This window comes from Rhodococcus sp. NPDC079359 (genome assembly GCF_040702585.1).
Classification (GTDB): Bacteria; Actinomycetota; Actinomycetes; order Mycobacteriales; family Mycobacteriaceae; genus Rhodococcoides.
In genome coordinates this window covers 106,517-129,684 of record NZ_JBFBLH010000003.1, presented here as the reverse complement: position 1 = coordinate 129,684, position 23,168 = coordinate 106,517, and the positions used below count along the sequence as shown (strand labels likewise).

Annotated in this window: 23 protein-coding genes; 16 read left to right on the top strand and 7 right to left on the bottom strand. The window is 65.5% G+C overall.

Features of this window, described 5'->3' with window-relative positions:
* Positions 1–11 precede the first annotated feature (11 nt).
* Positions 12–305 carry a DUF2516 family protein gene (locus tag AB0362_RS08805; protein ID WP_068046153.1) on the top strand — a complete coding sequence of 98 codons (294 nt, stop codon included), beginning with the start codon at positions 12–14 and terminating at the stop codon, positions 303–305.
* A 77-nt stretch (positions 306–382) separates the two neighbouring features.
* Positions 383–1,414 carry an alpha/beta hydrolase gene (locus AB0362_RS08800; protein WP_188078707.1) on the top strand — a complete coding sequence of 344 codons (1,032 nt, stop codon included), beginning with the start codon at positions 383–385 and terminating at the stop codon, positions 1,412–1,414.
* A 3-nt stretch (positions 1,415–1,417) separates the two neighbouring features.
* On the opposite strand, the gene purU is transcribed toward AB0362_RS08800, so the two are convergent.
* Together purU and AB0362_RS08790 are read right to left on the bottom strand one after the other, a co-directional pair.
* Positions 1,418–2,302, bottom strand: a complete 885-nt coding sequence (gene purU / locus AB0362_RS08795; protein ID WP_094641049.1) for a formyltetrahydrofolate deformylase — start codon at positions 2,300–2,302, stop codon at positions 1,418–1,420.
* Between the two features lie 13 nt (positions 2,303–2,315).
* Positions 2,316–3,158, bottom strand: coding sequence for a class I SAM-dependent methyltransferase (locus AB0362_RS08790; RefSeq protein WP_317533398.1), 843 nt, complete (start codon positions 3,156–3,158; stop codon positions 2,316–2,318).
* A gap of 50 nt (positions 3,159–3,208) precedes the next feature.
* Here AB0362_RS08790 and deoC point away from each other — a divergent pair, with 50 nt between their 5' ends.
* Positions 3,209–3,871 carry a deoxyribose-phosphate aldolase gene (deoC, locus tag AB0362_RS08785; RefSeq protein WP_317533449.1) on the top strand — a complete coding sequence of 221 codons (663 nt, stop codon included), beginning with the start codon at positions 3,209–3,211 and terminating at the stop codon, positions 3,869–3,871.
* A gap of 61 nt (positions 3,872–3,932) precedes the next feature.
* Here the strand turns inward: deoC and AB0362_RS08780 are convergent, their stop codons facing one another.
* Positions 3,933–4,679, bottom strand: a complete 747-nt coding sequence (locus AB0362_RS08780) for a DUF2993 domain-containing protein (protein WP_317533399.1) — start codon at positions 4,677–4,679, stop codon at positions 3,933–3,935.
* A 110-nt stretch (positions 4,680–4,789) separates the two neighbouring features.
* Between AB0362_RS08780 and AB0362_RS08775 the strand changes: the two genes are divergently transcribed.
* Positions 4,790–5,377 carry a hypothetical protein gene (locus tag AB0362_RS08775; RefSeq protein WP_317533400.1) on the top strand — a complete coding sequence of 196 codons (588 nt, stop codon included), beginning with the start codon at positions 4,790–4,792 and terminating at the stop codon, positions 5,375–5,377.
* A 52-nt stretch (positions 5,378–5,429) separates the two neighbouring features.
* On the opposite strand, the gene AB0362_RS08770 is transcribed toward AB0362_RS08775, so the two are convergent.
* The 3 genes from AB0362_RS08770 to AB0362_RS08760 all read right to left on the bottom strand — a co-directional run bounded on the left by AB0362_RS08770 (position 5,430) and on the right by AB0362_RS08760 (position 7,296).
* Entirely contained in the window at positions 5,430–6,128 is a 699-nt protein-coding gene (locus AB0362_RS08770; protein WP_317533401.1) for a class I SAM-dependent methyltransferase, read from the bottom strand.
* Between the two features lie 143 nt (positions 6,129–6,271).
* Entirely contained in the window at positions 6,272–6,775 is a 504-nt protein-coding gene (locus AB0362_RS08765) for a DUF2505 domain-containing protein (protein WP_032380350.1), read from the bottom strand.
* An 11-nt stretch (positions 6,776–6,786) separates the two neighbouring features.
* Positions 6,787–7,296, bottom strand: a complete 510-nt coding sequence (locus AB0362_RS08760; protein ID WP_317533402.1) for a DUF2505 domain-containing protein — start codon at positions 7,294–7,296, stop codon at positions 6,787–6,789.
* 57 nt (positions 7,297–7,353) lie between these two features.
* Between AB0362_RS08760 and AB0362_RS08755 the strand changes: the two genes are divergently transcribed.
* The 3 genes from AB0362_RS08755 (at position 7,354) to AB0362_RS08745 (ending at position 11,264) form a co-directional block, all read left to right on the top strand.
* Positions 7,354–8,370 (top strand): UDP-N-acetylmuramate dehydrogenase, encoded by a 1,017-nt coding sequence (locus AB0362_RS08755; protein ID WP_317533403.1) that lies wholly within the window; start codon positions 7,354–7,356, stop codon positions 8,368–8,370.
* Between the two features lie 62 nt (positions 8,371–8,432).
* Entirely contained in the window at positions 8,433–9,983 is a 1,551-nt protein-coding gene (locus tag AB0362_RS08750; protein WP_317533404.1) for an MBL fold metallo-hydrolase, read from the top strand.
* 84 nt (positions 9,984–10,067) lie between these two features.
* Complete coding sequence (locus AB0362_RS08745; protein WP_366235465.1) at positions 10,068–11,264, top strand: Ig-like domain-containing protein; 1,197 nt, start codon at positions 10,068–10,070, stop codon at positions 11,262–11,264.
* Positions 11,265–11,331: 67 nt separating this feature from the next.
* On the opposite strand, the gene AB0362_RS08740 is transcribed toward AB0362_RS08745, so the two are convergent.
* Positions 11,332–12,087: an SDR family oxidoreductase gene (locus AB0362_RS08740; RefSeq protein WP_366235464.1), complete on the bottom strand. Its 756-nt coding sequence runs from the start codon at positions 12,085–12,087 to the stop codon at positions 11,332–11,334.
* 330 nt (positions 12,088–12,417) lie between these two features.
* Here AB0362_RS08740 and AB0362_RS08735 point away from each other — a divergent pair, with 330 nt between their 5' ends.
* The 9 genes from AB0362_RS08735 (at position 12,418) to AB0362_RS08695 (ending at position 23,115) form a co-directional block, all read left to right on the top strand.
* Positions 12,418–13,692, top strand: a complete 1,275-nt coding sequence (locus AB0362_RS08735) for an ROK family protein (RefSeq protein WP_366235463.1) — start codon at positions 12,418–12,420, stop codon at positions 13,690–13,692.
* Positions 13,693–13,703: 11 nt separating this feature from the next.
* Positions 13,704–14,582 (top strand): alpha/beta hydrolase, encoded by an 879-nt coding sequence (locus tag AB0362_RS08730; protein WP_366235462.1) that lies wholly within the window; start codon positions 13,704–13,706, stop codon positions 14,580–14,582.
* A gap of 48 nt (positions 14,583–14,630) precedes the next feature.
* Positions 14,631–15,959: a D-inositol-3-phosphate glycosyltransferase gene (mshA, locus tag AB0362_RS08725; RefSeq protein ID WP_176460405.1), complete on the top strand. Its 1,329-nt coding sequence runs from the start codon at positions 14,631–14,633 to the stop codon at positions 15,957–15,959.
* Positions 15,956–16,444 (top strand): YbjN domain-containing protein, encoded by a 489-nt coding sequence (locus AB0362_RS08720; protein WP_366235461.1) that lies wholly within the window; start codon positions 15,956–15,958, stop codon positions 16,442–16,444. Before mshA ends, AB0362_RS08720 begins: the two co-directional genes overlap by 4 nt.
* A gap of 57 nt (positions 16,445–16,501) precedes the next feature.
* A complete protein-coding gene (locus AB0362_RS08715) occupies positions 16,502–17,950 on the top strand; it encodes a nucleobase:cation symporter-2 family protein (RefSeq protein WP_366235460.1) in 1,449 nt (482 codons plus the stop codon).
* Between the two features lie 71 nt (positions 17,951–18,021).
* Positions 18,022–19,113, top strand: a complete 1,092-nt coding sequence (locus AB0362_RS08710) for a BMP family ABC transporter substrate-binding protein (protein WP_300520106.1) — start codon at positions 18,022–18,024, stop codon at positions 19,111–19,113.
* 3 nt (positions 19,114–19,116) lie between these two features.
* Positions 19,117–20,619, top strand: a complete 1,503-nt coding sequence (locus tag AB0362_RS08705) for an ABC transporter ATP-binding protein (protein ID WP_366235459.1) — start codon at positions 19,117–19,119, stop codon at positions 20,617–20,619.
* The gene (locus tag AB0362_RS08700; RefSeq protein WP_366235458.1) at positions 20,603–21,850 is read left to right on the top strand and encodes an ABC transporter permease; all 1,248 of its coding nucleotides are present in this window, start codon (positions 20,603–20,605) and stop codon (positions 21,848–21,850) included. Before AB0362_RS08705 ends, AB0362_RS08700 begins: the two co-directional genes overlap by 17 nt.
* Positions 21,847–23,115, top strand: coding sequence for an ABC transporter permease (locus tag AB0362_RS08695; protein WP_366235457.1), 1,269 nt, complete (start codon positions 21,847–21,849; stop codon positions 23,113–23,115). Before AB0362_RS08700 ends, AB0362_RS08695 begins: the two co-directional genes overlap by 4 nt.
* The last annotated feature ends 53 nt before the right edge of the window (positions 23,116–23,168 follow it).

The following is a 23,168-nucleotide window of genomic DNA, read 5'->3' as shown; positions in this document are numbered from 1 at the left end:
CACTGGCGCACGTGAGCATCGCCGGCAGCTTCAGCTACTACATCCTGACCTTTCTCCAGATCCTCGGAGTGGTGGGCGCAGGATTCGCGATCTTCCATGCACTGCGCCAGCGCCCCGACGCCTTTCCGGCAGTGGACAAGCTGACGAAGACCAAATGGCTGGCCATTCTGTTCATCGGTCTACTGCTCATTCTCGTCTCGGGTGTGATCGGCTTCCTGGGTATCATCGGCGTCGTCGCCGTGTGCGTGTACCTCGTCGACGTCCGTCCCAAGGTCGACAGCATCCAGCGCGGACCCCGCTGGTAGGTAAGTCGCATCGACGCCAACTCCTGTGTGGGCGTACCCTCTACCGCACCCGCTCGGGGGGATACAGGTAGAGGGGAATGTCAGTGGTTTCACGCAAGGTAATCGAACGCGCGCTGCTCGGAGTGGGCAGCGCGGCCGCGGCGGCCTCTGTCGGTGCATTCGTCGTCCGGCGGCGTCGCCTGCACTCGTTCACCAAGACGACCGACGTGCAGCCCGACGAGTTGCTCGAGCGCCCCACGTTCGAACCGCACATCACCGAGGTGGTCACCGACGACGGTGCGCACCTGCACGTCCGTAGCTACGGGGACGCCGATGCCGAACCGATCGTCTTCAGCCACGGGTGGACCTGCTCGGCCGACTACTGGTACCCACAGATCAATGCACTTGCCGGCCGCTACCGCGTCGTCACCTACGACCAGCGCGGCCACGGTCGAAGCGACGTCGGGACGCGACCGCTGAGCCCCGACGTGCTGGCCGACGACCTCTCCGCGATCCTTTCCGCCACGGTGGCCGAGGACAACAAGGCCGTCATGGTGGGTCACAGCATGGGCGGCATGTCGATCATGGCCTGGGCCGGCAACTATCCCGAACAGGTCGACCGACTCGTCAGCGCTGTGCTCCTCGCCAGCACCGCGACCGACTCCCTGATTCGCGAAACCACCGTCATCCCGCTGCCGCAACGCTTTCCACGGGTCCCTACCCCGGTAGGGCGCGCAGTACTCGGCTCGGCACTTCCGTTGCGGCCGTCACCGGTGGTGCGCCAAGCCATCAAGTACATCTCGATGGCACCCGGAGCGACACCCGCCGAGGTGGCGTTCTGCGAGAAGATCGTCCTCGAATGCGCCCCGCGCACCCGCGGTATCTGGGGTGCAGCGCTCACCGACCTCGACATCCGCGAGGCCCTGGCGAACATGTCCGTCCCCACCAGCGTGCTCGTCGGATCTGCCGACCGCTTGACCCCACCGGTGCACGCCCGCAAACTCGCCCGCGCCCTGGACGATCACGATCACCTGAGCAGACTGATCGTCATCCCCGGCATCGGACACATGAGCTCCGTCGAGGCGATCGACGAATTCAACACCGAAGTGGTTCGGCTCCGGAATCTCTAGATTTCAGCTGAACACCACGGTCTTGCGGCCGTGCACCAGGACACGATCCTCCAGGTGCCACCGCAGACCGCGGGAAAGCACAAGCTTCTCGATGTCGCGACCCTGACGCACCATGTCGACCACCTCGTCGGAATGATCGACGCGGATGACGTCCTGCTCGATGATCGGACCCGCGTCGAGCTCGGCCGTCACGTAGTGGCACGTCGCACCGATCAGTTTCACACCCCGCGCGAATGCCTGGTGGTACGGACGAGCGCCGACGAACGACGGCAGGAAGCTGTGATGGATGTTAATGGCGCGGCCAGCCCAGTGCGCGCACAGTGACTCGGGGAGAACCTGCATGAACCGTGCCAGCACCACCGCGTGCGGGTCGTAGGAATCGACCAGCGACCGCACCTCTTCGAAGGCAGGACCGCGCTCGGCCGGATCCTTCGCGAACTCGACGTGATGGAACGGTGTGCCGTGTGCGGCGGCGATCGGCTCGAGTGACTTGTGGTTGCCGATCACCGCGGAGATCTGAGCGGGCAGCTCGCCGCCCGCGGCGCGGCCGAGGAGGTCGTGCAAGCAGTGTGCTTCCTTGCTGACGAGCAGGACCACGCGCTTGGGCTCGCCCGAATCATGAAGTGTCCATTCGGTTTCCGGGCCGAGTTCGGCGGCCACCGCGGCGAAACGTGTGCGCAGCTCCTCGATGCTCATGTCCACTGACGACGCGCGTACGGCCTGCCGGGTGAAGAACCACCCGGTGTCGGGATCGGCGTGATAGGCGGCCTCGACGATCCATCCACCGACCTCGGCGAGGAAGGTCGAGATGCGGGCGACGATGCCCGTCTTGTCGGGGCAACCGAGCGACAGAACGTAACGGCGATCCTCGGATACGGAAGAACTCATAGCGCCGATTGTCTCAGGGCGTCCGCACCCCGGTTGCCACCAGTGTCCCGAGATCGATCGAGTCGATTCCACGCTCGGTCAGCAGCGCGGAGAACTCGGCACGGATCCGCGTCCGGGTCGCCTCGTCGAACGGTGTCAGCGCGCCCCGCATCGCGCTGCCCAGCACGAGATCCCACACGAACGACTCCGTCGCGGGAACGTGGTTGGACAGCTCCACGACCTCGACATCGGTGGTGCCTGCCGCGGTGAGCCATGCGGACAGAAGCTCTGCCGTCTCCATCCGCCGGATCGGGTGCTTGTCGTAACCGTCCTGCGGGAGCGGCCCGTCGTGCTCGCTCGGCGGCGAATGCCCGCCGATCACCTCGAAGTACGTGCCCGCGAACGCCTCGATCGCACCCTTGCGCCACACCGTCACCCCGACGCGACCGCCCGGACGAACCAGAGACACCAGACGAGCGAAATCCCCCTCGGGATCGGGCAGAAAGAAGATGCCGTACGAACAGGCCAACGCGTCGTAGCCGGCATCGGGAACAGTCGACGGCGGCTCCCACTCGGTGGCGTCGGCGAGGACGAAGTCGATGTTGCGCAGTGCACGGTCGGTGGCTTTCACCCGGCCCACCTCCAACAGGTCGTCGGCCAGATCGATGGCATGCACGAGACCGTCGGGGCCCACGGCCGCCGCCGCGGGAATCGCCGACGCCCCGGTGCCGGAACAGACGTCGAGAACCGCGTCCCCGGTGGCCAATTCGAGCGCGAAGGCGAGCGACTGCCCGGCCGGGCCCCACACCTGCGGCGTCAGGCCGTCGAACTCCCTGCTGGTGGCGTTGAAGGTGGCGGCGAGCGACGCTGCGGTCATGACCGAAAATCGTAGACCGACAGGGTTACGAATGGCAGAGCTGTGAAAAGCTGGACCGCATGACACTCACCCGCGCCGCCCTCGCCGGAATGGTCGACCACACGCTGCTCAAGCCCGAAGCCACCCAGGCCGACGTGGCCGCCCTCATCGAGGAAGGCCGCGAACTCGGAGTGCTCGCGGTGTGCGTATCGCCCTCGATGCTGCCGATTCGCGCCGAAGGAATGCTCACCGCCGTCGTCGCGGGATTCCCGTCGGGCAAGCATCACTCGTTGATCAAGGGATCCGAGGCCAGGCTCGCGGTGCAGCAAGGTGCCGACGAGGTCGACATGGTGATCGACGTCGGCGCGGCCATCGCGGGGGACTACAACGCGGTGCTGGCCGACATCGTCACCGTCCGTGAAGGGATCGCCGGAAACGCTGTCCTGAAGGTGATCATCGAATCGGCAGCACTGTCCGACGAGGCGATCGTCGAGGTGTGCCGCGCCGCCGAGAAAGCCGGTGCCGACTTCGTCAAGACGTCCACCGGATTCCACCCGGCCGGCGGCGCGAGCGTCGAGGCCGTGCGACTGATGGCAGAGACCGTCGGCGGACGACTGGGCGTCAAGGCCAGCGGCGGCATCCGCACCACGGACGCCGCCCTGGCCATGATCGACGCGGGCGCAACACGATTGGGACTGTCGGGAACACGCGCGGTACTGGACGGTCTGGGCTAGAGCGACTGCGTCGCATGTGCACGGAAACTCGTAGCAGGCTACGAGGTTCCGCGCACATGGGTTATGCGACGAGCGAGCAACCCTCGGGAGTCGGCTGGCTCTGATCCTGCTGGGTCACCGGAATCGTGTACTGCCCGCCCTCGAGGGTGAGCTCGATGCCGCTGTCGGTGACGGTCAGCGACGTCGGAGCCATGTCCAACGGGTAGGCCTGCAGGCTGTCGGTCAGCACGCCGACGACCGAGTCGACCAGATCGGTGGGGATGCCGAGACCCAGGATCGACGCGTCGACGGTCTGGAAGTCGACCCTGCCGTCCACGACCTCCGGCTTGACGGTCAGATTCGCCAGAGCGCCGACGGCGAAGTCGAGGGTGCCCGCCGATGCGTCCGAGGTGACGCCGGAGACGATCGCGCCGATGCCCTGGCTCTGCAGGGTGCGGGTGATGCCGTCGGTGGACCACGAGATGTCCGCACTCGAGCTGCCGATGGTGCCGCCGGAGTCGGCGGTCTGCGTCAGATTCAGGTCACGTGCCTCGGCCTGGACGACCATGCCCTCGGCGGGTCCGAAGCGCGCGTCGTTGCTGTCGACGGTCACCGAGGAGACCTTCTTGTCCACCAGTGAGAGCAGGACCGGCTTCAAGCCGAGACCGACCTCGACCTGGCTGCCGAGCTCGGATTCGAGCTGACCGGCGAGGCAGGATTTGATCTGCTGACGCACGAACAACTCGCCACCGATGACGGCGACGAGGAGGACGACAACGACGGAGACTGCGATCAGCGGTGCTGTGCTGCGCCTGGCTGTGGATGACATTCCTGGCAGTCTTCCCGATGATTCTGAGCAAGCTCTGTGAAACTCGCCGAACCTGTGTAGCCGGTACCAAAGTTTGTGACCTGTAACACATTGTGACGTACTCTTGCGTTATGAGTACGACAGGACCGAGCGTGCACGAGCTGCACTCGTTGGCCACTCGTCAGGACGGCTATTTCACTGCCGAGCAGGCCGCTGAGCTCGGCTTCGATCCTGCGATGGTGCGCGTCAATCTGGCCACGAACACGTGGACTCGCGTCGAGCGCAACCTGTTCCGACTCGGCCAGTGGCCCCACAGCGAACTCGAGGTGTTCGCCATGTGGTGCGCCTGGTTCGGCGGCGAGGCCGTGATCTCGCACCAGAGCGCGGCCGAGCTACACGGATTCGGGCACCTCCACCCGCAATTCGTGCACGTCTGCGCATTCGGCGACCTACGACTGACCGACACCAGGCTGGCGGTTCATCGTCTGCGGCTCGAGCCGCGGGACGTCGAATCGGCAGGCACGTTCAACCTCACCACCCCGGTGCGCACGGTGCTCGACCTCGCCGCAGGTGGCATCTCGCAGATCACCCTCGACGAGGTGGTGTGCGACGCCGTCGCGATCGGTCGCGTCGACCCGCACACGCTGTACACCGAGGCCGGAAACAGCACCGATCGAGTGGCCGAACGCGTCGAACTGGCGCTGTCCGCCTGCACTTAGCCGCGAAATCGGGTGCAACCGACCGCGCTCAGCGCGGTCAGCTGCACCCGATTCACGGTGCAGGTGCGACCGAGGACCACGGGACCGTGAGCACGTTGTCTCGCATTCGTCGGCGGGGGAGTGTGATCGGAAGGCCTTGGTCGGCAAGCACTTTCATGGCCGCGCGCCATCGAATTCGAGGCCCGAACGGTGCCAGCGGTGCCGACACCGACCACGCTCTGTCGGCCCGTCGAAGCAGATCGTGCACGAGCTCACCCTCGATGTTGCGATGAATCAACACCTTCGGTAGCCGCTCCGCGATGTCCGACGGCATCTCGACGTCGAACGGATCCCATGCCAGCGTCAGTGAACGTGGCCCATCGGCGTCGAGCAACACCCAGGCGCAACGTCGACCGAGCTCGTCGCAGGTGCCGTCCATCAGCAGGCCGCCCGGTGCCAGGCCCGACAGAATGCGTTGCCAGGCAGCAGGTACCGCGTCCTCGGGATACTGCCGCAGTACGTTGAACGCCCGGACCAGGTTGGGGCGCAATCCCGCCAGCTCGAAACCGCCGCGGGCGAACTCGACGCCGTCACTCCCCGGAACGACGCGTGCGGGGTCGATCTCCAGACCGGTGACTCGAAGATCGGGCCGGACGGTGCGCAGCCGCCCGGCCAGCTCGAGGGTCGTGTTCGGCATCGCCCCGTACCCGAGGTCGACGACGAGGGGATCGGGCGAGCCCTGCAGAACGCGTCGAACATCGGGACTGTGCATCAGCCACCGGTCGCTACGACGCAGCCGATTGATGCCGGTGGTGCCGCGGGTGATGGCGCCTTCGGGGGCAGGAGTGGAGCCTGCGGAACGACCCAGATGGGGAGTGGAGCCTGCGGAACGACCCCTGTTCGGCTTGCTCAGGGCTAGGCGTTCTTTTCGAGCCAGTCGGCGGTTACTTCGCCTTCACCGCGCCACAGGTCGATGAGGTTGACGAGCATGAGCTGCTCGAGCTTGCCACCGATGAACGGTAGGAAGACCTTGGCCTCGGAGGAGGTGCGCAGCGTCGAACCGCCGTTGGTGGGGAAGAGCGAGGTGGTGCCCTTCAGCGAGCCGGGTCCGGCCGGAATCGACGCGTCGTAGTGGCCCGCGGTGACTTCCTCGTAGGCGTCGAAGTGCACGTTGCGGGTGATGACCATGTCTTTCTTCATCACCGTCTGCGCGATGTCGGGCAATTCGGTGCGCGGGATGACGTGGTGCATCACGATGTCGATTCCGGCGTCGGACACCTCGAAGCTCTTCAGCTCGTTCTCCGAGTACTTACGCATCTCCTCGATGCGCGCATCCCAGTGATCGCGACTGGAGAGCGCTGCATAGACCTGCTGCGTCGAGTGGGTGAACCGGGCGGAGTAGTTCATTCGGCGAGCCATAGTGCGCCAGGCTAGCCGTTGCCCTGCGCGGCGATCCAGTTACCGGTGAAGTCCTGCTCGTTGTCGATGAGCGAGAGCACCTGCTCGCTGATCATCGCTTCGATCTTGCCGCCGAAGATCGGGACCTTGACCTCGGTGGTGCCGGCCAGCGCGATGGTCGTCGCCTCGCCGGTGGCGTCGAGCGTGGTGGTGCCGGTGATGCGGGCCGGTGCGCCTTCGACGGTCGCTCCGAAGGTGCCGGCGGCGTGGGTACCGTCGAACGGTCCCCAGCTCTCGGTGCGTTCGATGATGAGGTCGCCCTTCTTGAACGCAGTCACCGCGGCCGGCAACTCCTCTTCGGGGACGGCCTGGGTCATGACGACGTCGATGGTGCCGTCGCCGACGGTGATGCTCTTCACGCTGGCGCTGGGGCCGCCGATCTGCTCGATGCGGTCCTTCCAGTACTGCTCGGACGTCAGTGCGGCGTGGACCTTGTCGGCGGAGGCGGGCACAGTCGAGCTGTGCTCAATGGGGCGAGGCATCCCCGCAGGTTACCGGGTGGGTCCGACGCTTGTGCGCGACCGGTAGCGTGAGAGTCCGTGCCTACTGCAATTTCGGAGCTCACCACCATTCGGGTGGGCGGCCCGGCCCGTGAATTCTGCGTCGCGACGACCGGCGACGAGTTGGTCTCCCTCGTGCGCGACGCGGATCGCGCGGGGACCGATGTGCTGGTCGTCGGCGGTGGATCCAATCTGGTCGTCGGCGACGAGGGGTTCGATGGCCGGGTGATTCGGGTGACCGGTTCGCGGCTGGAGATCGACGGCGAGATCGTCACGGTCGACGCGGGCGTCGAGTGGGATGCCGTCGTGCAGGCGACGATCGATGCGGGACTGTCCGGCATGGAGGCGCTGTCGGGCATTCCAGGAACCACCGGTGCGACGCCCATCCAGAACGTGGGCGCGTACGGCGCGTCGACGTCGGAGTTGCTGCACGCTCTCACCGTCTACGACCGACAGACCCAGGAGACTTCGGTGTGGACGCCGGAGCAGTGCGGATTCGGAACGCATCGATCGTCGGTGTTCAAGCGGTCCTCGCGGTACGTGATCTTGGATGTGACGTTCGCGCTGAAGAAGACGACCGAGTCGCTTCCGGTGCGCTACGCGGCGTTGTCGGAGCGACTCGACGTGCAGATCGGTGACGTCGTACCGGTGCCGGACGTGCGCGCGGCCGTGCTGGCTCTGCGCGGCGAGCGGGGGATGGTGCTCGACGCGAGCGATCACGACACGTGGAGCGTCGGATCGTTCTTCCTCAACCCGGTACTGCCCGAGGTGCCCGAGGCCGCAGCGCACGCGCCCAGCTTCCCCGACCCCGCGGGAACCAAGATTCCGGCCGCATGGCTGATCCAGAACGCGGGCTTTCCGCGCGGTTACGGCACCGAATTCGGGCGCGGCACTGCGGCGTTGTCGTCCAAGCACGTGCTGGCCGTCACCAACAGGGGTGGGGCCACCGCGTCGGACATCATGGCGCTGGCTGCGCACGTGCGAGACGGCGTGCAGGAGAAGTTCGGCGTCACGCTCACGCCCGAGTGTGACCTCGTCAACTGCGCGCTCGGTTAGGGCAGGTCGAAACGGCGCATACGATGGAGCTTTGCAAGTGAAAGCTCGTAGGAGGTAAATCAGTGCAGGTCACCAGCGTGGGACATGCGGGATTCCATATTCGGACCGACGCCGGAAGCATCCTGTGCGACCCGTGGGTGAACCCGTCGTTCTATGCGTCGTGGTTCCCGTTTCCCGACAACTCGGGCCTGGACTGGGACGCTCTGGGTGATTGCGATTACCTCTACGTCTCGCACCTGCACAAGGACCATTTCGACCCGAAGAACCTGGCCGAACACGTCAACAAGGATGCGACGGTTCTGCTGCCGGACTATCCGGTGCTCGATCTCAAGCACGAGCTCGAGAAGCTCGGGTTCCACAAGTTCTACGAGACGACGGACTCGGTCAAGCACACGATCTCCGGGCCCAAGGGCGATCTCGACATCATGATCATCGCGCTGCGTGCGCCCGCCGACGGTCCCATCGGTGACTCGGGTCTGGTCGTCTCGGACGGCAAGACCGTCGCGTTCAACATGAACGACGCGAGGCCGGTGGACCTGGACGTGATGACCGAGAACTTCGGTCCCGTGGACGTGCACATGCTGCAGTACTCGGGCGCGATCTGGTACCCGATGGTCTACGACATGGTCTCGCGCGCGAAGAAGAACTTCGGCATCCAGAAGCGTCAGCGTCAGATGGATCGGGCGCGCCAGTACATCGAGCAGGTCGGCTCGACGTGGGTGATTCCGTCCGCAGGCCCGCCGTGTTTCCTCGACGACGAGCTGCGTTCGCTCAACGACGTCTACGGCGACCCGGCCAACGTGTTCCCGGACCAGATGGTGTTCCTCGAGCAGATGCGTCTGCACGGGCACGACAAGGGCCTGCTGATGATGCCCGGAACGACGGCGACGTTCGAGGGCTCGGACCTGAAGTCGCACGAGCACCCGATCCCGACGGCCGAGGCCGAGGCCATCTTCACCACCGGCAAGGCCGACTACATCGAGGCCTACGCCCAGCGTCAGGCGTCGGTCATCGCTGCCGAGAAGGCAGCCTGGGCTCCGGCCGAGGGCGAGCCCCTGCTCGAGCCGATGCGAGGCCTGTTCGAGCCGATCATGGCCCAGACCGATCTGATCTGCGACGGCATCGGCTACCCCGTCGGAATCACGATGGGTGACGAAACCGTCGTACTCGACTTTCCGAAACGAATTGTGCGCGAACCGATTTCGGATGAGAAGTTCCGCTACAGCTTCACCATCCCGCCGGAGCTGGTACGCACCGCCATACGCGACCAGGAGCCGGACTGGGTCAACTCGATCTTCCTGTCCACCCGCTTCCGGGCCCGACGCGTCGGCGGCTACAACGAATTTCTCTACACGTTCTTCAAGTGCCTCACCGACGAACGCATCGCCTACGCAGACGGTTGGTTCTCCGAGGCGCACGACGACACCGCCACGATCACGATGGGCGGCTACGAGATCCAACGCCGCTGCCCACACCTGAAAGCGGACCTGACGAAGTTCGGCATCGTCGAGGGAAAGAAGCTCACCTGCAACCTGCACGGATGGGATTGGAACCTCGAGACCGGCCGCTGCCTCACCTCGAAAGGCCACGAACTGCGCACGCGCAAACTCTGAGTCATTCCGCAGGCTCCACTCCTGCACCTGTGAGACTGCCCCCAAAAATCGGGGTAGTTCGCAGACGCAGGTACGTTGGACAACGTGCATGAGCAGGTAGAACAGACAAAACGGACGCGCACGGTGTGGTTGATCGCCGTGCTCGTCGCCTTGGTGGCACTCGTGGCAGGCTGCACCGTCGGATCGGGCGATGGCAGCTCGGGTGCCGCGGCCCCGACCACCGAGGCAGCTCCCGTCGCCCAGGTCACCGAGAACCCGGTCGCAGGTGCCGTCGACGTCAGTCCCGTCGCGCCGATCTCGGTCTCGGTCGCCGACGGAACGCTCACCCAGGTCGCCTTGACCAACCCCGACGGCAAGGTCGTCCAGGGGGCGCTCTCACCCGACAAGACCTCGTATGCCGTCACCGAGCCCCTCGGCTACGGCGTGCAGTACACGTGGTCGGGCACCGCCCTCGGCAGCGACAACAAGACCGTCGACATCACCGGGGCCTTCACCACCGTCGAACCCGACAGTCGAACCTCGGTGAGCACCAACATCGGCGACGGCCAGGAAGTCGGCATCGCCGCGCCGATCATCCTGCAGTTCGACTCGGCCATCGCGGACAAGGCCGCCGTCGAGAAGGCATTGACGGTGACCACCAACCCGCCGACGCCCGGCGCGTGGGCCTGGTTCCCGGACGACAACGGCTCGCGCGTGCACTGGCGTCCCACCGACTACTGGGCTCCCGGCACGACGGTCTCGGTGGACGCCAAGCTCTACGGCGTGAGCTACGGCGACGGCGCGTACGGTGCCGACGACGTCACCCTGAACTTCAGCATCGGACGCAGCCAGGTGGTCGTCGCCGACGCGACCAGCCACCGCATGCAGGTGGTGCGTGACGGCCAGACGATCATGGACATCCCCGTCAGCTACGGCGAGGGCAACGAGGACCGCAACGTCACCCGCAGCGGCATCCACGTCGTCACCGAGAAGCACGAGGACTTCCTGATGTCCAACCCGCCGTTCTACGAGAACGTTCGCGAACGCTGGGCGGTGCGCATCTCCAACAACGGCGAATTCATCCACGCCAATCCGCTGACCACCGGAGTGCAGGGCGCGTCGAACGTCACCAACGGGTGCATCAACCTCTCCGACGCCGATGCGCAGGAGTACTTCCAGACGGCGATGTACGGCGACCCCGTCGAGGTCACCGGAACTCGAATCGACCTCTCGGCAGCCGACGGTGACCTGTACGACTGGGCCATCGACTGGCCGACGTGGGAGTCGATGAGTGCGGTGTGAGCGCTGCGCGCAGGTGAGCGGAAACTCGTAGCAGGGGTCGAGTTTCCGCTCACGTGCGGCGAAGCCGCTACGTGCGGGAGAAGCGCCCCGGACCGGCCTGATCACGTGGCTTGATGATGATCTGGTCCAGGTTGACGTGCGAGGGGCGCGAGGCCACGAAGCCGATGACCTCAGCGATGTCGCTCGCCACCAGTGGTGTGATGCCCTGGTAGACCGCATCGGCCTTGTCGGCGTCGCCGTCGAACCGGACGAGCGAGAACTCGGTTTCCACGGCACCCGGGGCAACCTCGGTCAACCGCACCGGCTGGCCCAGCAGTTCGCCGCGCAGCGTCCGGTGCAGCACGGCCTGAGCGTGTTTGGCCGAGGTGTAGCCCGAACCGTTGTCGTAGGCCTCGAACGCCGCGACGGATGTGATGGTGACGATCAGGCCGTCACCGGAGTCGATCAGCTTGGGCAGCAACGACTTCGTCACCCGCAATGTACCGAGGACGTTGGTCTCCCACATCCAGCGCCAATCGTCTAGGTCGGCGTCGATCACCGGGGCCAAGCCCTTCGCGCCACCGGCATTGTTGATCAGCACGTCGACGCGGGGAATGACGGCGGTGAAGGCGGCGACCGAATCCTCGTCCGTCACATCGAGTTCCAGGGCAGTACCACCGATCTCCGACGCCAACTCCTCCAGCCGGTCGAGGCGGCGGGCTCCGATCACGACGTGGAATCCGTCGGCGGCGAGTTGGCGGGCGGTGGCCGCGCCGATGCCGGAGCTCGCTCCGGTGACGACGGCGATTCGGGCATCGGGGGAAATGTGTTCGGACGAGGTCATGGCGAAATTCTATGCCCGGCGTACACCGTGCTTTCCGACGCCCGATTGGACATCGGACGCGAGGGTGCTAATTTTGGACTCATGTCCGCCAGTGAGACCACCGCGATGCGGGTCACCTATGTGACCGCGTCCCTCGGTTCTCGCTTGCCGCTTCCTCGGGAACTGTGTTGTCCCGGCCAAGGAATCTGTCTCTAGCCTTTCGAGCTACGGGCAGTCGATTCGCGTGCCGTGGTCCCTTCGTGGCCGCCGCACTCACCCTTGACCTGCATCACTTCGCTCTTCTGTCGTTGTCCATTCACGGCGGAGGTCTGCCACTGAGGACCACAACGGATGTCCGTATCAACGCTGCACCACCACTCCGGCCCCACCTCCCTGAGGTCTCTGCCGAGGCCTCGATCGCGCGGCCAACTCGTCGCACCCGATCTGCGGATCGCCGACAGTCCCGCCGCGTCGGTGCTTCGAGTCGCCTGCGTCGAAGGCCCCATCTCGCGCGAACGTGCCGCTCGCGCAACCGGTTCGAGTATCGCCACGGTCAACCGTCAGGTGTCGGCCTTGCTCGCTGTCGGACTGCTCCGTGAGCGCGCAGACCTGACGGCACCCGGCGCGATCGGACGCCCACGGGTGCCGTTCGAGGTCAACCACGAACCGTTCTCGACCATCGGCATCCACATCGGAGCCGTCGTCACCGGCATCACCGTCAGCGATCTGCGGGGGCGCATCCTCGGTGCCGTCGAAATACCCACGCCCGCCGGCTCTTCCGAGACAGCTCTTGCCTCCGTCACCCGTAGCGCACATGCCTTTGCCGGACGCTGGCATCGCCGCACCCCACTGTGGGTCGGGGTGGCGATCGGTGGACGCGTCGACACCACGAGCGGCACCGTCGACCACCCGCGGTTGGGATGGGAGAACGGCCGAGTCGCCGGCATCATCGGCGGTGGCCTGGGGCTGCCGATCTCGGTCTCCGGCCACGTCGAGGCCATGGCGGCGTCGGAGCTGCTCCTTGCACCGCGGCTGTCGGACAGCGATGTGGCGCAGAGCACCAGCGGAACGTCGCTGTACTTCTACGCCCGTGAGACCGCGGGCATGGCGCTGACCATCGACGGCCGCGTGCACACCCCCACGAGCGGACCGGGCTCCATCGCGCATCTACCCACCGGATCATCGGCGCTGTGCGACTGCGGAAATCGCGGATGCCTCGAGGCGTCCGTCAGTGATCGAGCGGTGGTCGCCGCAGCCGTGGACCGCAAAATTGTTGCGCCGCAACCTCGTCCGAGTATCAGTGCGGTGTATCGAGCAGCGCAGAGCGGCTCGGAGGCGGCGCGGGAGCTGCTCGTCGAGCGGGCGCAGATTCTGGGTCGGACGGTGGCGCTGCTGCGCGACATGTTCAATCCGGATCGCGTCGTACTCGGAGGCCAGGCGTTCACGGCGTACCCGGCCGGAATACCGCACGTGGGACGGGCATTCGCTGCCCATTCGACGTTGGAGCGCAGAGACATTCGGGTGACCGGCTTCGGTGACAAGGTGCAGGAGTATGCCGCGACCGTGGTCTCCCTCAGCGCCCTGTACTCCGATCCGCTCGCCTCGATGCGCAGGGCCGCCGCGTAGGTTCAGCCACTATGAGCAAGCCCGATACAAGCATCCCTGCAGCAGGACCGGTTCGTCAGGCCACCGGCATCGACGGAGTCAACATCGTCTACCGCGTCAGCGGTGACCCTGCGGCGCGGCCACTGATCCTGCTGCACGGGTGGGCGCAGAGCTCGGCCTGCTGGGGCGAGGGACTGCTGGCCGACCTGGCGGAACGCTATCGCGTTCTCGCGGTGGATCTACGCGGACACGGCTACTCCGACGCCCCGTCGGCCGGTTACGAAAACCCGAAGAACTGGGCGGGAGACGTGGCTGCCGTGCTGGCCGCCGAGAACATCACCGCCGACGCGGTGCTGCTGGGTTGGTCGTACGGCGGACTGGTGATCTGCGACTACCTCGCCGAACACGGCACGGGTGCGGTGGCGGGCATCGTGCTGGTCGGCGCGATCACCAGCATCGGCAGGGGAGAGGCAGGCGGCCGCGTCGGGACGGCGATGCGAGCAGCGATCCCCGGGGCGATGGCCGAGGAGCCTCGCGTCGCGATCAAGGCGCTCGTGAGTTTCGGGCACGCGCTGACCGGGCCAACCGACGGTAAGGGCACGGAAGCGCAGGCGCTGTTCGGGCTGACACTGTCCACGAGGCCACGGGTTCGCGCCGCCCTGTTCGATAGAGCGGTCGGCCACGACGACCTGCTGCGCAGTCTCGACATCCCCGCGTTCGTGCTGCACGGAACCGAGGACACCGTCGTCGACGTCTCTGCCGGACGGCACGCTGCGGAGCTGATTCCCACGGCGGTGGCGTCGTACTGGGAGGGCGTCGACCACGGCCCGTTCGTAGCCGATCCGCAGCGATTCCTCACCGAGGTGAGCGAGTTCGTCGACGGTCTCGGTGTGACGCAGGGCCAGCCGTGAGAAGGGGTAGTTATCGAGACGTAATGTGGAGGCGTGCACACTGAAGAAGTGACTGGACGCCAGCTGAACAGGGTCGCTGTGTTGTCCTTGCATACCTCCCCGCTGGCGCAGCCCGGAACGGGCGATGCGGGCGGCATGAACGTCTACGTGCTGCAGAGCGCTAAAGAGCTGGCCAAACGAGGTGTGGAGGTCGAGATCTTCACCCGCGCGACGGCGTCGACCGATGCTCCCGTCGTAGAGGCAGCTCCCGGTGTGCTGGTGCGCAACATCGTCGCGGGTCCGTTCGAGGGCCTGGACAAGCACGACCTGCCCACGCAGCTGTGCGCCTTCGCAGCCGGGGTGCTGCGCGAGGAAGCGCGCCACGAACCCGGCTACTACGACCTGGTGCATTCGCACTACTGGCTCTCGGGGCAGGTCGGCTGGCTGGCGCGCGATCGCTGGGGAGTACCGCTGGTCCACACCGCGCACACTCTCGCCGCCGTCAAGAACGCGTCTCTGGCGCAGGGTGACTCGCCCGAGCCCGCCGCGCGTCAGATCGGTGAGCAGCAAGTGGTGGCCGAGGCGGACCGGCTCATCGCCAACACCACCGAGGAAGCGAAGTCCCTCGTGGAGATCTACGGGGCGCAGCAGGGTTCGATCGACGTGGTTGCTCCGGGAGCCGATCTGGCGCAATACAATCCGGGGGACAAGCTGGCGGCGCGCGCCGAACTCGGGTTGAATCCCGACGAGTCGATCGTCGCATTCGTCGGACGCATCCAGCCGCTCAAGGCCCCCGACGTGCTGATCGCCGCGGCTGCCGAAGTGCTGCAGCGCAATCCGAGAACACCACTGCGCGTCCTCATCGTCGGCGGCCCGTCCGGCAGCGGACTGGATCGACCCGACAGCCTCATCGATCTGGCCGAGAACCTGGGGATAGCTGCCCGGGTGACGTTCATGCCGCCGCAACCGTCGGCGCGACTGGCCCAGATCTACCGCGCCGCGGACATCGTCGCCGTGCCGAGCTACAACGAATCGTTCGGCCTGGTCGCGATCGAAGCCCAGGCCTGCGGAACTCCTGTCCTGGCCGCCGATGTGGGCGGACTCGGCGTGGCGGTGCGGTCGGGCGAAACCGGACGCCTGGTGCAGGGCCACCGCACCGACGATTGGGCGGATGCGCTGTCGTCGATGCTGTCGGACCCAGTTGCGTTGGCCGACATGGCGACCGCAGCACCGCTGCACGCCCGCAACTTCTCGTGGGAGCACACCGCCGACGGACTCATCGAGAGCTACCGGCAGGCCAAGTTCCACTTCGACCGAGGTGAGGGACCGAGCGAGTTCTCGCCGCGCCGCGTCCGAGGATTGTCGAAACTACGCAGATCAGGAGCTGTGACTGCATGAGCGAGACTGCCGAACTGATCGACCGGGCACTGAAGGACCGCGAGCTGGACTACACCCGGCGCGGTGACGTGTTCACCGTCGAACTGCCCGGGGAACGCAAACTCAAGACGACGACGATGCTGACCGTCGGGTATCACGGGGTGCGCATCGAGGCGTTCGTCTGCCGCAAGCCGGACGAGAACTTCGAGGGCGTCTACAAGTATTTGCTGCGACGCAACCGCCGCCTGTACGGAGTGCACTACACGATCGACAAGGTCGGCGACATCTACCTCGTGGGCCGAATCTCGTTGCACGCCGTCACCGGTGACGAACTCGATCGCATTCTCGGCCAGACCCTCGAGGCCGCCGACGGCGACTTCAATGTGCTGCTCGAACTGGGATTCGCCGAGTCCATCAAACGCGAATGGGCATGGCGCGTCTCGCGCGGCGAATCGTTGGCGAACCTGAAGGCATTCGAGCACCTGGTGGACAAGCGGGAAGCGTAACTCGCCGGAAATGGGACGGCGTTGCTGCCGGTAACGTCCGGTTCCTAGCCTGAAGCCATGACCAGGCCAGAGGACGCTCGCCCACCGGTGCTGCAGATGTTCGGCTACGGCCTGCAGCACATTCTCTCGATGTTCGGCGGCGTCATCGCCGTTCCGATCATTGTCGGTGGAGCGGCCGGACTGTCGGGGACCGATCAGGCACTGTTGATCTCCTGTGCACTGTTCGTCAGTGGCGTGGCAACTGTGCTGCAAACGATCGGCATCCCGTTCTTCGGCTCGCAACTGCCGCTCGTGCAGGGCATTTCGTTCGCGTCGGTCTCGACGGTTCTGACGATCATCGGTAGCGCGGAGGACGGGCGAACCGGACTGCGCACGGTACTCGGAGCCGTTCTGGTGGCCGCGCTGATCGGATTGGCCATCGCTCCGTTCTTCTCCAGAATCGTTCGCTTCTTCCCGCCGTTGGTGACCGGAAGCATCATCACCGTCATAGGACTGTCCCTGATGCCGGTGGCCGCGCGCTGGATCACCGGCCAGGAGATGGTGGGCGGAGCACCGAACCCGAACTATCTGGACCCCGGCAACATCGGGCTGGCGATGTTCACCCTCCTTGCCGTGTTGGTGATGACCAAGATCCCCGGACTGTCGCGGTTGTCGATCCTGCTCGGACTCGTCGTCGGCACCATCGCGGCCCTGATCGTCGGCAGGACCGACTTCGACGGCGTCGCCGACGCGTCCGTGGTGGCCGTCCCGACACCCTTCGCTTTCGGCTCACCGATCTTCGCGATCGGCGCGATCGTGTCGATGACCATCGTCATCCTGGTGATCATGGTCGAGACCACCGCCGACATCCTCGCCGTCGGCGAAGTGGTCGGAACCGATGTCGACTCCAAGCGCGTCGGCGACGGCCTGCGCGCCGACATGGTCTCCTCTGCCGTCGCCCCGATCTTCAACACCTTCCCGGCCACGGCCTTCGCGCAGAACGTCGGCCTGGTCGCGATGACCGGCATCAAGAGCCGCTTCGTCGTCGCGATGGGCGGTGGCGTGCTTGCGCTGCTGGGCCTTTCGCCGATTCTCGCGGCCGTCGTCGGGGTCGTCCCGTTGCCCGTGCTCGGCGGCGCAGGAATCGCCCTGTTCGGAACCGTCGCCGCCAGCGGTATCCGCACCCTCGGCAAGGTGAACTACGACAACAACTCCAACGTGGTCATCGTGGCGGTGACCTTGGCGTTCGGTCTCATACCTGTTGTCGCGAGCGACTTCTGGGACGAGTTCCCGGACTGGTTCGTCACGATCTTCCACTCCGGAATCAGTGCCGCCAGCATCGTGGCGGTGGTACTCAACGTATTCTTCAACGTGTTCAAGCCCGGTACTCCGCCGAACCCCTCGGTGGTGGCAGCGGGGCCGGCAGTGATGGTGCGTGAGGACGAAGCACGAATACTCCGTGAAGGCGGCAGCTTGCCCGACGATCTCTCTTCCGAGAAGGCCGTGCCCGACAAGACACCTGAGTGAAATCCTGCGCACCCTCGCCCGCGCGAGTAGCGTCCCGACCCAGACGAAGTACACCTAAATTGGAGGACATCTTGTCATTCGTTACCCGCACGAGTACGCGGAAGGCAGCACTCGGCGGCGTCGCGTCGCTCGGTGCCATCGCCCTGATCGCAGGCTGTGGATCTGCACCCGAAGACGAAGGATCGGGCGGAGGCGGATCGAGTGACTTCCTGCCCTGCATGGTCTCCGACAGTGGCGGATTCGACGACAAGTCGTTCAACCAGCTCGGGTTCGAGGGCCTGACCGAAGCCTCCGAGGAGCTCGGCGTCGAGCCACGCACCGTCGAGTCCGCGTCGCCCACCGACTACGGCCCCAACATCAACAACCTCGTCGATCAGGGCTGCAACCTCATCGTCACCGTCGGATTCGATCTGGCCGACGCCACCAAGGTCGCCGCCGAGGCCAACTCCGACATCGACTTCGCGATCATCGACGACTCCACCATCGATCTGCCGAACGTCAAGCCGCTGACCTACGACGCGTCGCAGTCCGCATTCCTCGCCGGCTACGCGGCCGCCAGCTACAGCACAACCGGAGTGGTCGGTACGTTCGGTGGCTCCCAGCTGCCGACCGTCACCATCTTCATGGACGGTTTCGCCGACGGCGTGAACTACTTCAACGAGCAGAAGGGCGAGGCAGTCCGCGTCATCGGCTGGGACGTGCCCTCGCAGAACGGCTCGTTCACCGGCGGATTCACCGCCAACGAGGTCGCCAAGAACACCGCCCAGGGTCTGATCGACCAGAACGCCGACGTCATCTTCCCGGTCGGTGGACCCATCTATCAGAGTGCGGCACAGGCAATTCGGGACTCATCGCGCCCGGTCGCCCTCATCGGTGCCGACGCCGACGTCTTCGAATCCGACCCGTCGGTCGGCGACCTGTTGCTCACCTCGGTGACCAAGGGCCTCAAGACCAGCGTGAACGAGGTCGTCGCCAACTCCGGTGCCGATGCATTCGACAACACCCCGTACGTGGGCACCCTGGAGAACGACGGCGTCGGAATCGCACCGTTCCACGACTTCGAGTCCGAGGTCGACCCCGCACTGCAGGGCGAGCTGGACACGATCAAGGCCGGCATCATCGACGGATCCATCACCGTCGAGTCTCCCTCGGCACCCAAGTAGTTCATGAAGCTCGAACTTCGCGGTATCACCAAACGATTCGGCTCGTTGGTTGCCAACGACCACATCGATCTGACTGTCGAATCCGGCGAGATCCACTGCCTCCTCGGCGAGAACGGTGCAGGCAAGTCCACGTTGATGAACGTGCTCAGCGGCCTGTATCGCGCCGAGGAGGGCCAGATCCTGCTCGACGACGTCGAGCAGAACTTCGCCGGACCGGGCGAGGCCATGACTGCCGGGATCGGCATGGTGCATCAGCACTTCATGCTGATTCCGGTGTTCACCGTTGCCGAGAACATCGTGCTCGGCAACGAAACCACCTCGCTCGGTGGACGACTCGATCTCGTGGCAGCGCGGAAGCTGGTGCGGGAGATATCCGCGAGGTTCGGCTTCGACCTCGATCCCGATGCTCTCGTCGACGACCTCCCCGTCGGCGTGCAGCAGCGGGTCGAGATCGTCAAGGCACTCTCTCGTGAGGCCAAGGTGCTCGTGTTCGACGAGCCGACGGCCGTCCTGACGCCGCAGGAAACCGACGATCTGATGCGGATCATGCGGGAACTCGCGGCGTCGGGCACCACGATCGTCTTCATCACCCACAAGCTGCGCGAAGTACGCGAAGTAGCCGACAAGATCACCGTCATCCGGCTCGGCAAGGTCGTCGGAGAAGCGAAGCCGACCGCCAGCAACACCGAGCTCGCTGCACTGATGGTGGGACGCGATGTGCAGCTGACCGTTTCGAAGGATCCGGCCACGCCGGGGGCCGCGGCACTGGTCATCGAGAACCTGTCGGTCTTCGACGCCCAGGGCAACAAGACCGTCGACGACGTCAGCCTCGAAGTCGCGGCGGGGGAGATCCTGGCCATCGCCGGTGTGCAGGGCAACGGTCAGACCGAGTTCGTCGAAGCCCTACTCGGGTTGCAGGACAACGTATCCGGACAGATCAGCCTCGACGGCCGATCGCTGGTCGGGTCGACGGTGCAGGACGTGCTCGACGCGGGCGTCGGCTTCGTTCCCGAGGATCGGACCGTCGACGGACTGGTGGGTGAATTCTCCATCGCCGAGAACCTGATGCTCGATCGTTCCAACAGCATGCCGTTCGTGCGGCGCGGCGCGGTGCAACGCGAGTATCTCGAGACGTTCGCATCGGAGAAGCTCAGCGAATTCGACGTGCGCGCACCGGGAATCGGTACCGCCGTCGGACGCCTGTCCGGTGGCAATCAGCAGAAGGTTGTGCTCGCGCGAGAGCTGAGCCGAGACCTGCGTCTGTTCGTCGCAGCGCAGCCCACTCGCGGAATCGACGTGGGATCAATCGAATTCGTACACAAGCGCATCGTCGCCACCCGGGATTCGGGGATCCCGGTCATCGTGGTGTCGAGCGAACTGGACGAGGTCGCCGCACTGGCCGACCGCATCGCCGTCATGTATCGAGGAGCAATCGTGGGAATCGTCCCCGGGGATACGTCCCGCGAAACACTCGGCTTGATGATGGGCGGTGAGCGTGGTGAGTGAGGCCGAACAGCCCCCCAAATCCCAGGAACCGTCGAAAGCGCATGTGGTGCTTCGGCAGATCTTCACCGGCAGTGCGATCATCTCGGTCCTCGCAGTGCTCCTCGCGCTGATCGTGGGTGCGGTGCTCATCGCCGCCACCAACTCCGGCGTCCAGGAATCGGCCGGGTACTTCTTCTCCCGTCCCTCGGACATGCTGACGGCGATCTGGGATTCTGTCTCCGGGGCGTACTCGTCGCTGTTCCAGGGTTCGGTCTACAACTTCCGTCGACCCGGATTCGAGAACGGCATCCGGCCACTGATGGAGACGCTGACCTTCGCCACCCCGCTGATCGTCGCCGGACTCGGTGTGGCCCTTGCCTTCCGTGTCGGCATGTTCAACATCGGTGGTCGAGGCCAGATGCTCATCGCCGCGGCGTGCGCCGGCTGGGTCGGGTTCGGCGTGAACCTGCCTGCCGGGTTGCACCTGTTGGTCGCCGTTCTCGCCGGTGTTCTCGGCGGCGCGGTGTGGGGCGGCATCGCCGGATTCCTCAAGGCGCGCACCGGCGCTCACGAGGTGATCGTCACCATCATGCTCAACTACATCGCGTTCTATCTCGTCGCGTACCTCCTGCGTACTCCCGGCGCTCTGCAGGCCCCGGGATCGAACAACCCCAAGACCGCGCCCATCGCGTCGACGGCGGTGTTCCCGAAGCTCTTCGGCGACCGATACAGCCTGCACCTCGGTTTCGTGCTGGTGATCTTCGTGACGATCGCGGTGTGGTGGCTGCTCGAGCGATCGAGCCTCGGATTCCGTTTTCGCGCCGTCGGTGAGAACCCGCACGCGTCCCGCGTGGCCGGTATGAACGTCAACCGGATCTACCTGTACGCCATGATCATGTCCGGTGCGCTCGTCGGTCTGGCCGGAGTGTCGCAGGTACTGGGCACCGTCACCACCGGCTTCAGCGCCGACATCGACGCAGGCATCGGATTCGACGCCATCACCGTCGCACTGCTCGGCCGATCGAAACCGTGGGGCGTGTTCGTCGCGGGAATCCTGTTCGGCGCGTTCAAGGCCGGCGGATTCGCGATGCAGGCAGGAGAGGGCATCCCCATCGACATCGTGCTCGTCGTGCAGTCCGTGATCGTGCTGTTCATCGCCGCACCGCCGCTCGTGCGAGCGGTGTTCCGATTGCCGAAACCAGGAGAAGAGAAACTCGCGAAAGCCGAGACCGCGAAGGTGGGTGCACTGTGACCACCTCGACCGACACCGCCGCTGAAGCGGTACTCGGCCGGAGCTGGAAGGTCCCGTCGATCCTCGGTCTCGTGACGCTGCTGGCCCTGCTGCTGTTCGTGGTCCGAAAGGGCTCGGGAACAAGCACATTCGCACTGGCGTCGGAGGACGACTTCTTCGCACTGCCGGCGGTTGGCGTGCCGTCGTACGGCACCGGTCTCGTCGTGGTCGTGCTGCTCGCCGTCATCACCGCGTACGCGGCGTTCCTCGCCTCGCAGTACCGCTCGGCGCCGCTGTGGCTGCTGGCAGTGTTCGCGGTGCTGTTCGTCTTCGGTTTCCTCGCCTGGGCAGCGGATGGCGAGACCATCCCGGTGCCCGGATTGCTCATCGGCGCAGTCGCTTTGAGCACGCCACTGATCTTCGGTGCCATGGGCGGCGTCATCTCCGAGCGAGTCGGCGTCATCAACATCGCTATCGAAGGTCAGCTTCTCGCAGGTGCTTTCGTCAGCGCCGTCGTCGCGTCGATCACCGGTTCGACCTACGTCGCACTGCTTGCCGCTCTGATCGCCGGAGCGCTGACCGCGTCGTTGCTGGCGGTGTTCTCCATCCGCTACTTCGTCAACCAGGTCATCGTGGGTGTGGTGCTCAACGTGCTGGTCGTCGGATTGACCAGCTTCCTGTACTCGGTGGTGCTGACCAAGAACGCCGAGACGCTCAACTCGCCACCACGGTTCGGGCGCATCGACATCCCGGTGCTCTCGCAGATTCCGATTCTCGGACCGGTCCTGTTTCGGCAGACACTCATCGTGTACCTGATGTACATCGCCGTCGCGCTCGTGTTCTTCGGCCTGTTCCACACCAAGTGGGGACTGCGACTGCGCGCCGTCGGCGAGCATCCACAAGCCGCCGACACCGTCGGAATCAACGTCGCACGCACCCGGTTCTGGAACGTCTGCCTCGCCGGTGCCATCGCCGGACTCGGTGGTGCGTACTTCACCCTCGGTTCCGTCGGTGCCTTCGGCAAGGAGATGACAGCCGGTGCCGGCTACATCGCTCTCGCCGCAGTGATCTTCGGCCGCTGGGATCCGGTACGCGCGACGCTGGCCGCACTGCTCTTCGGATTCGCGTCGAACCTGCAGAACGTACTGGGCATCATCGGCTCGCCCGTACCCAGCGAATTCATGCTGATGCTGCCCTACGTGGTGACCATTTTCGCCGTCGCGGGCCTGGTGGGCCACGTTCGCGGGCCGGCCGCGGCAGGCAAACCGTATGCGTCGCGAAGTTAGCGCCAGCACCACCTGACTCAGCGGTAGGGTCGCTGTCCGTTGTGACCGCTTTC

Bases quoted from the DNA above. Each gene is read 5' to 3' on its own strand.
- AB0362_RS08760 (WP_317533402.1), bottom strand. From the start codon at position 7,296: ATGCCTCGCCCCATTGAGCACAGCTCGACTGTGCCCGCCTCCGCCGAC.
- purU (WP_094641049.1), bottom strand. From the start codon at position 2,302: ATGAGTTCTTCCGTATCCGAGGATCGCCGTTACGTTCTGTCGCTCGGT.
- AB0362_RS08765 (WP_032380350.1), bottom strand. From the start codon at position 6,775: ATGGCTCGCCGAATGAACTACTCCGCCCGGTTCACCCACTCGACGCAG.
- AB0362_RS08780 (WP_317533399.1), bottom strand. From the start codon at position 4,679: ATGTCATCCACAGCCAGGCGCAGCACAGCACCGCTGATCGCAGTCTCC.
- AB0362_RS08800 (WP_188078707.1), top strand. From the start codon at position 383: ATGTCAGTGGTTTCACGCAAGGTAATCGAACGCGCGCTGCTCGGAGTG.
- AB0362_RS08705 (WP_366235459.1), top strand. From the start codon at position 19,117: ATGAAGCTCGAACTTCGCGGTATCACCAAACGATTCGGCTCGTTGGTT.
- AB0362_RS08735 (WP_366235463.1), top strand. From the start codon at position 12,418: ATGTCCGTATCAACGCTGCACCACCACTCCGGCCCCACCTCCCTGAGG.
- AB0362_RS08740 (WP_366235464.1), bottom strand. From the start codon at position 12,087: ATGACCTCGTCCGAACACATTTCCCCCGATGCCCGAATCGCCGTCGTC.
- AB0362_RS08720 (WP_366235461.1), top strand. From the start codon at position 15,956: ATGAGCGAGACTGCCGAACTGATCGACCGGGCACTGAAGGACCGCGAG.
- AB0362_RS08770 (WP_317533401.1), bottom strand. From the start codon at position 6,128: ATGCACAGTCCCGATGTTCGACGCGTTCTGCAGGGCTCGCCCGATCCC.
- AB0362_RS08790 (WP_317533398.1), bottom strand. From the start codon at position 3,158: ATGACCGCAGCGTCGCTCGCCGCCACCTTCAACGCCACCAGCAGGGAG.
- AB0362_RS08730 (WP_366235462.1), top strand. From the start codon at position 13,704: ATGAGCAAGCCCGATACAAGCATCCCTGCAGCAGGACCGGTTCGTCAG.
- AB0362_RS08715 (WP_366235460.1), top strand. From the start codon at position 16,502: ATGACCAGGCCAGAGGACGCTCGCCCACCGGTGCTGCAGATGTTCGGC.
- AB0362_RS08775 (WP_317533400.1), top strand. From the start codon at position 4,790: ATGAGTACGACAGGACCGAGCGTGCACGAGCTGCACTCGTTGGCCACT.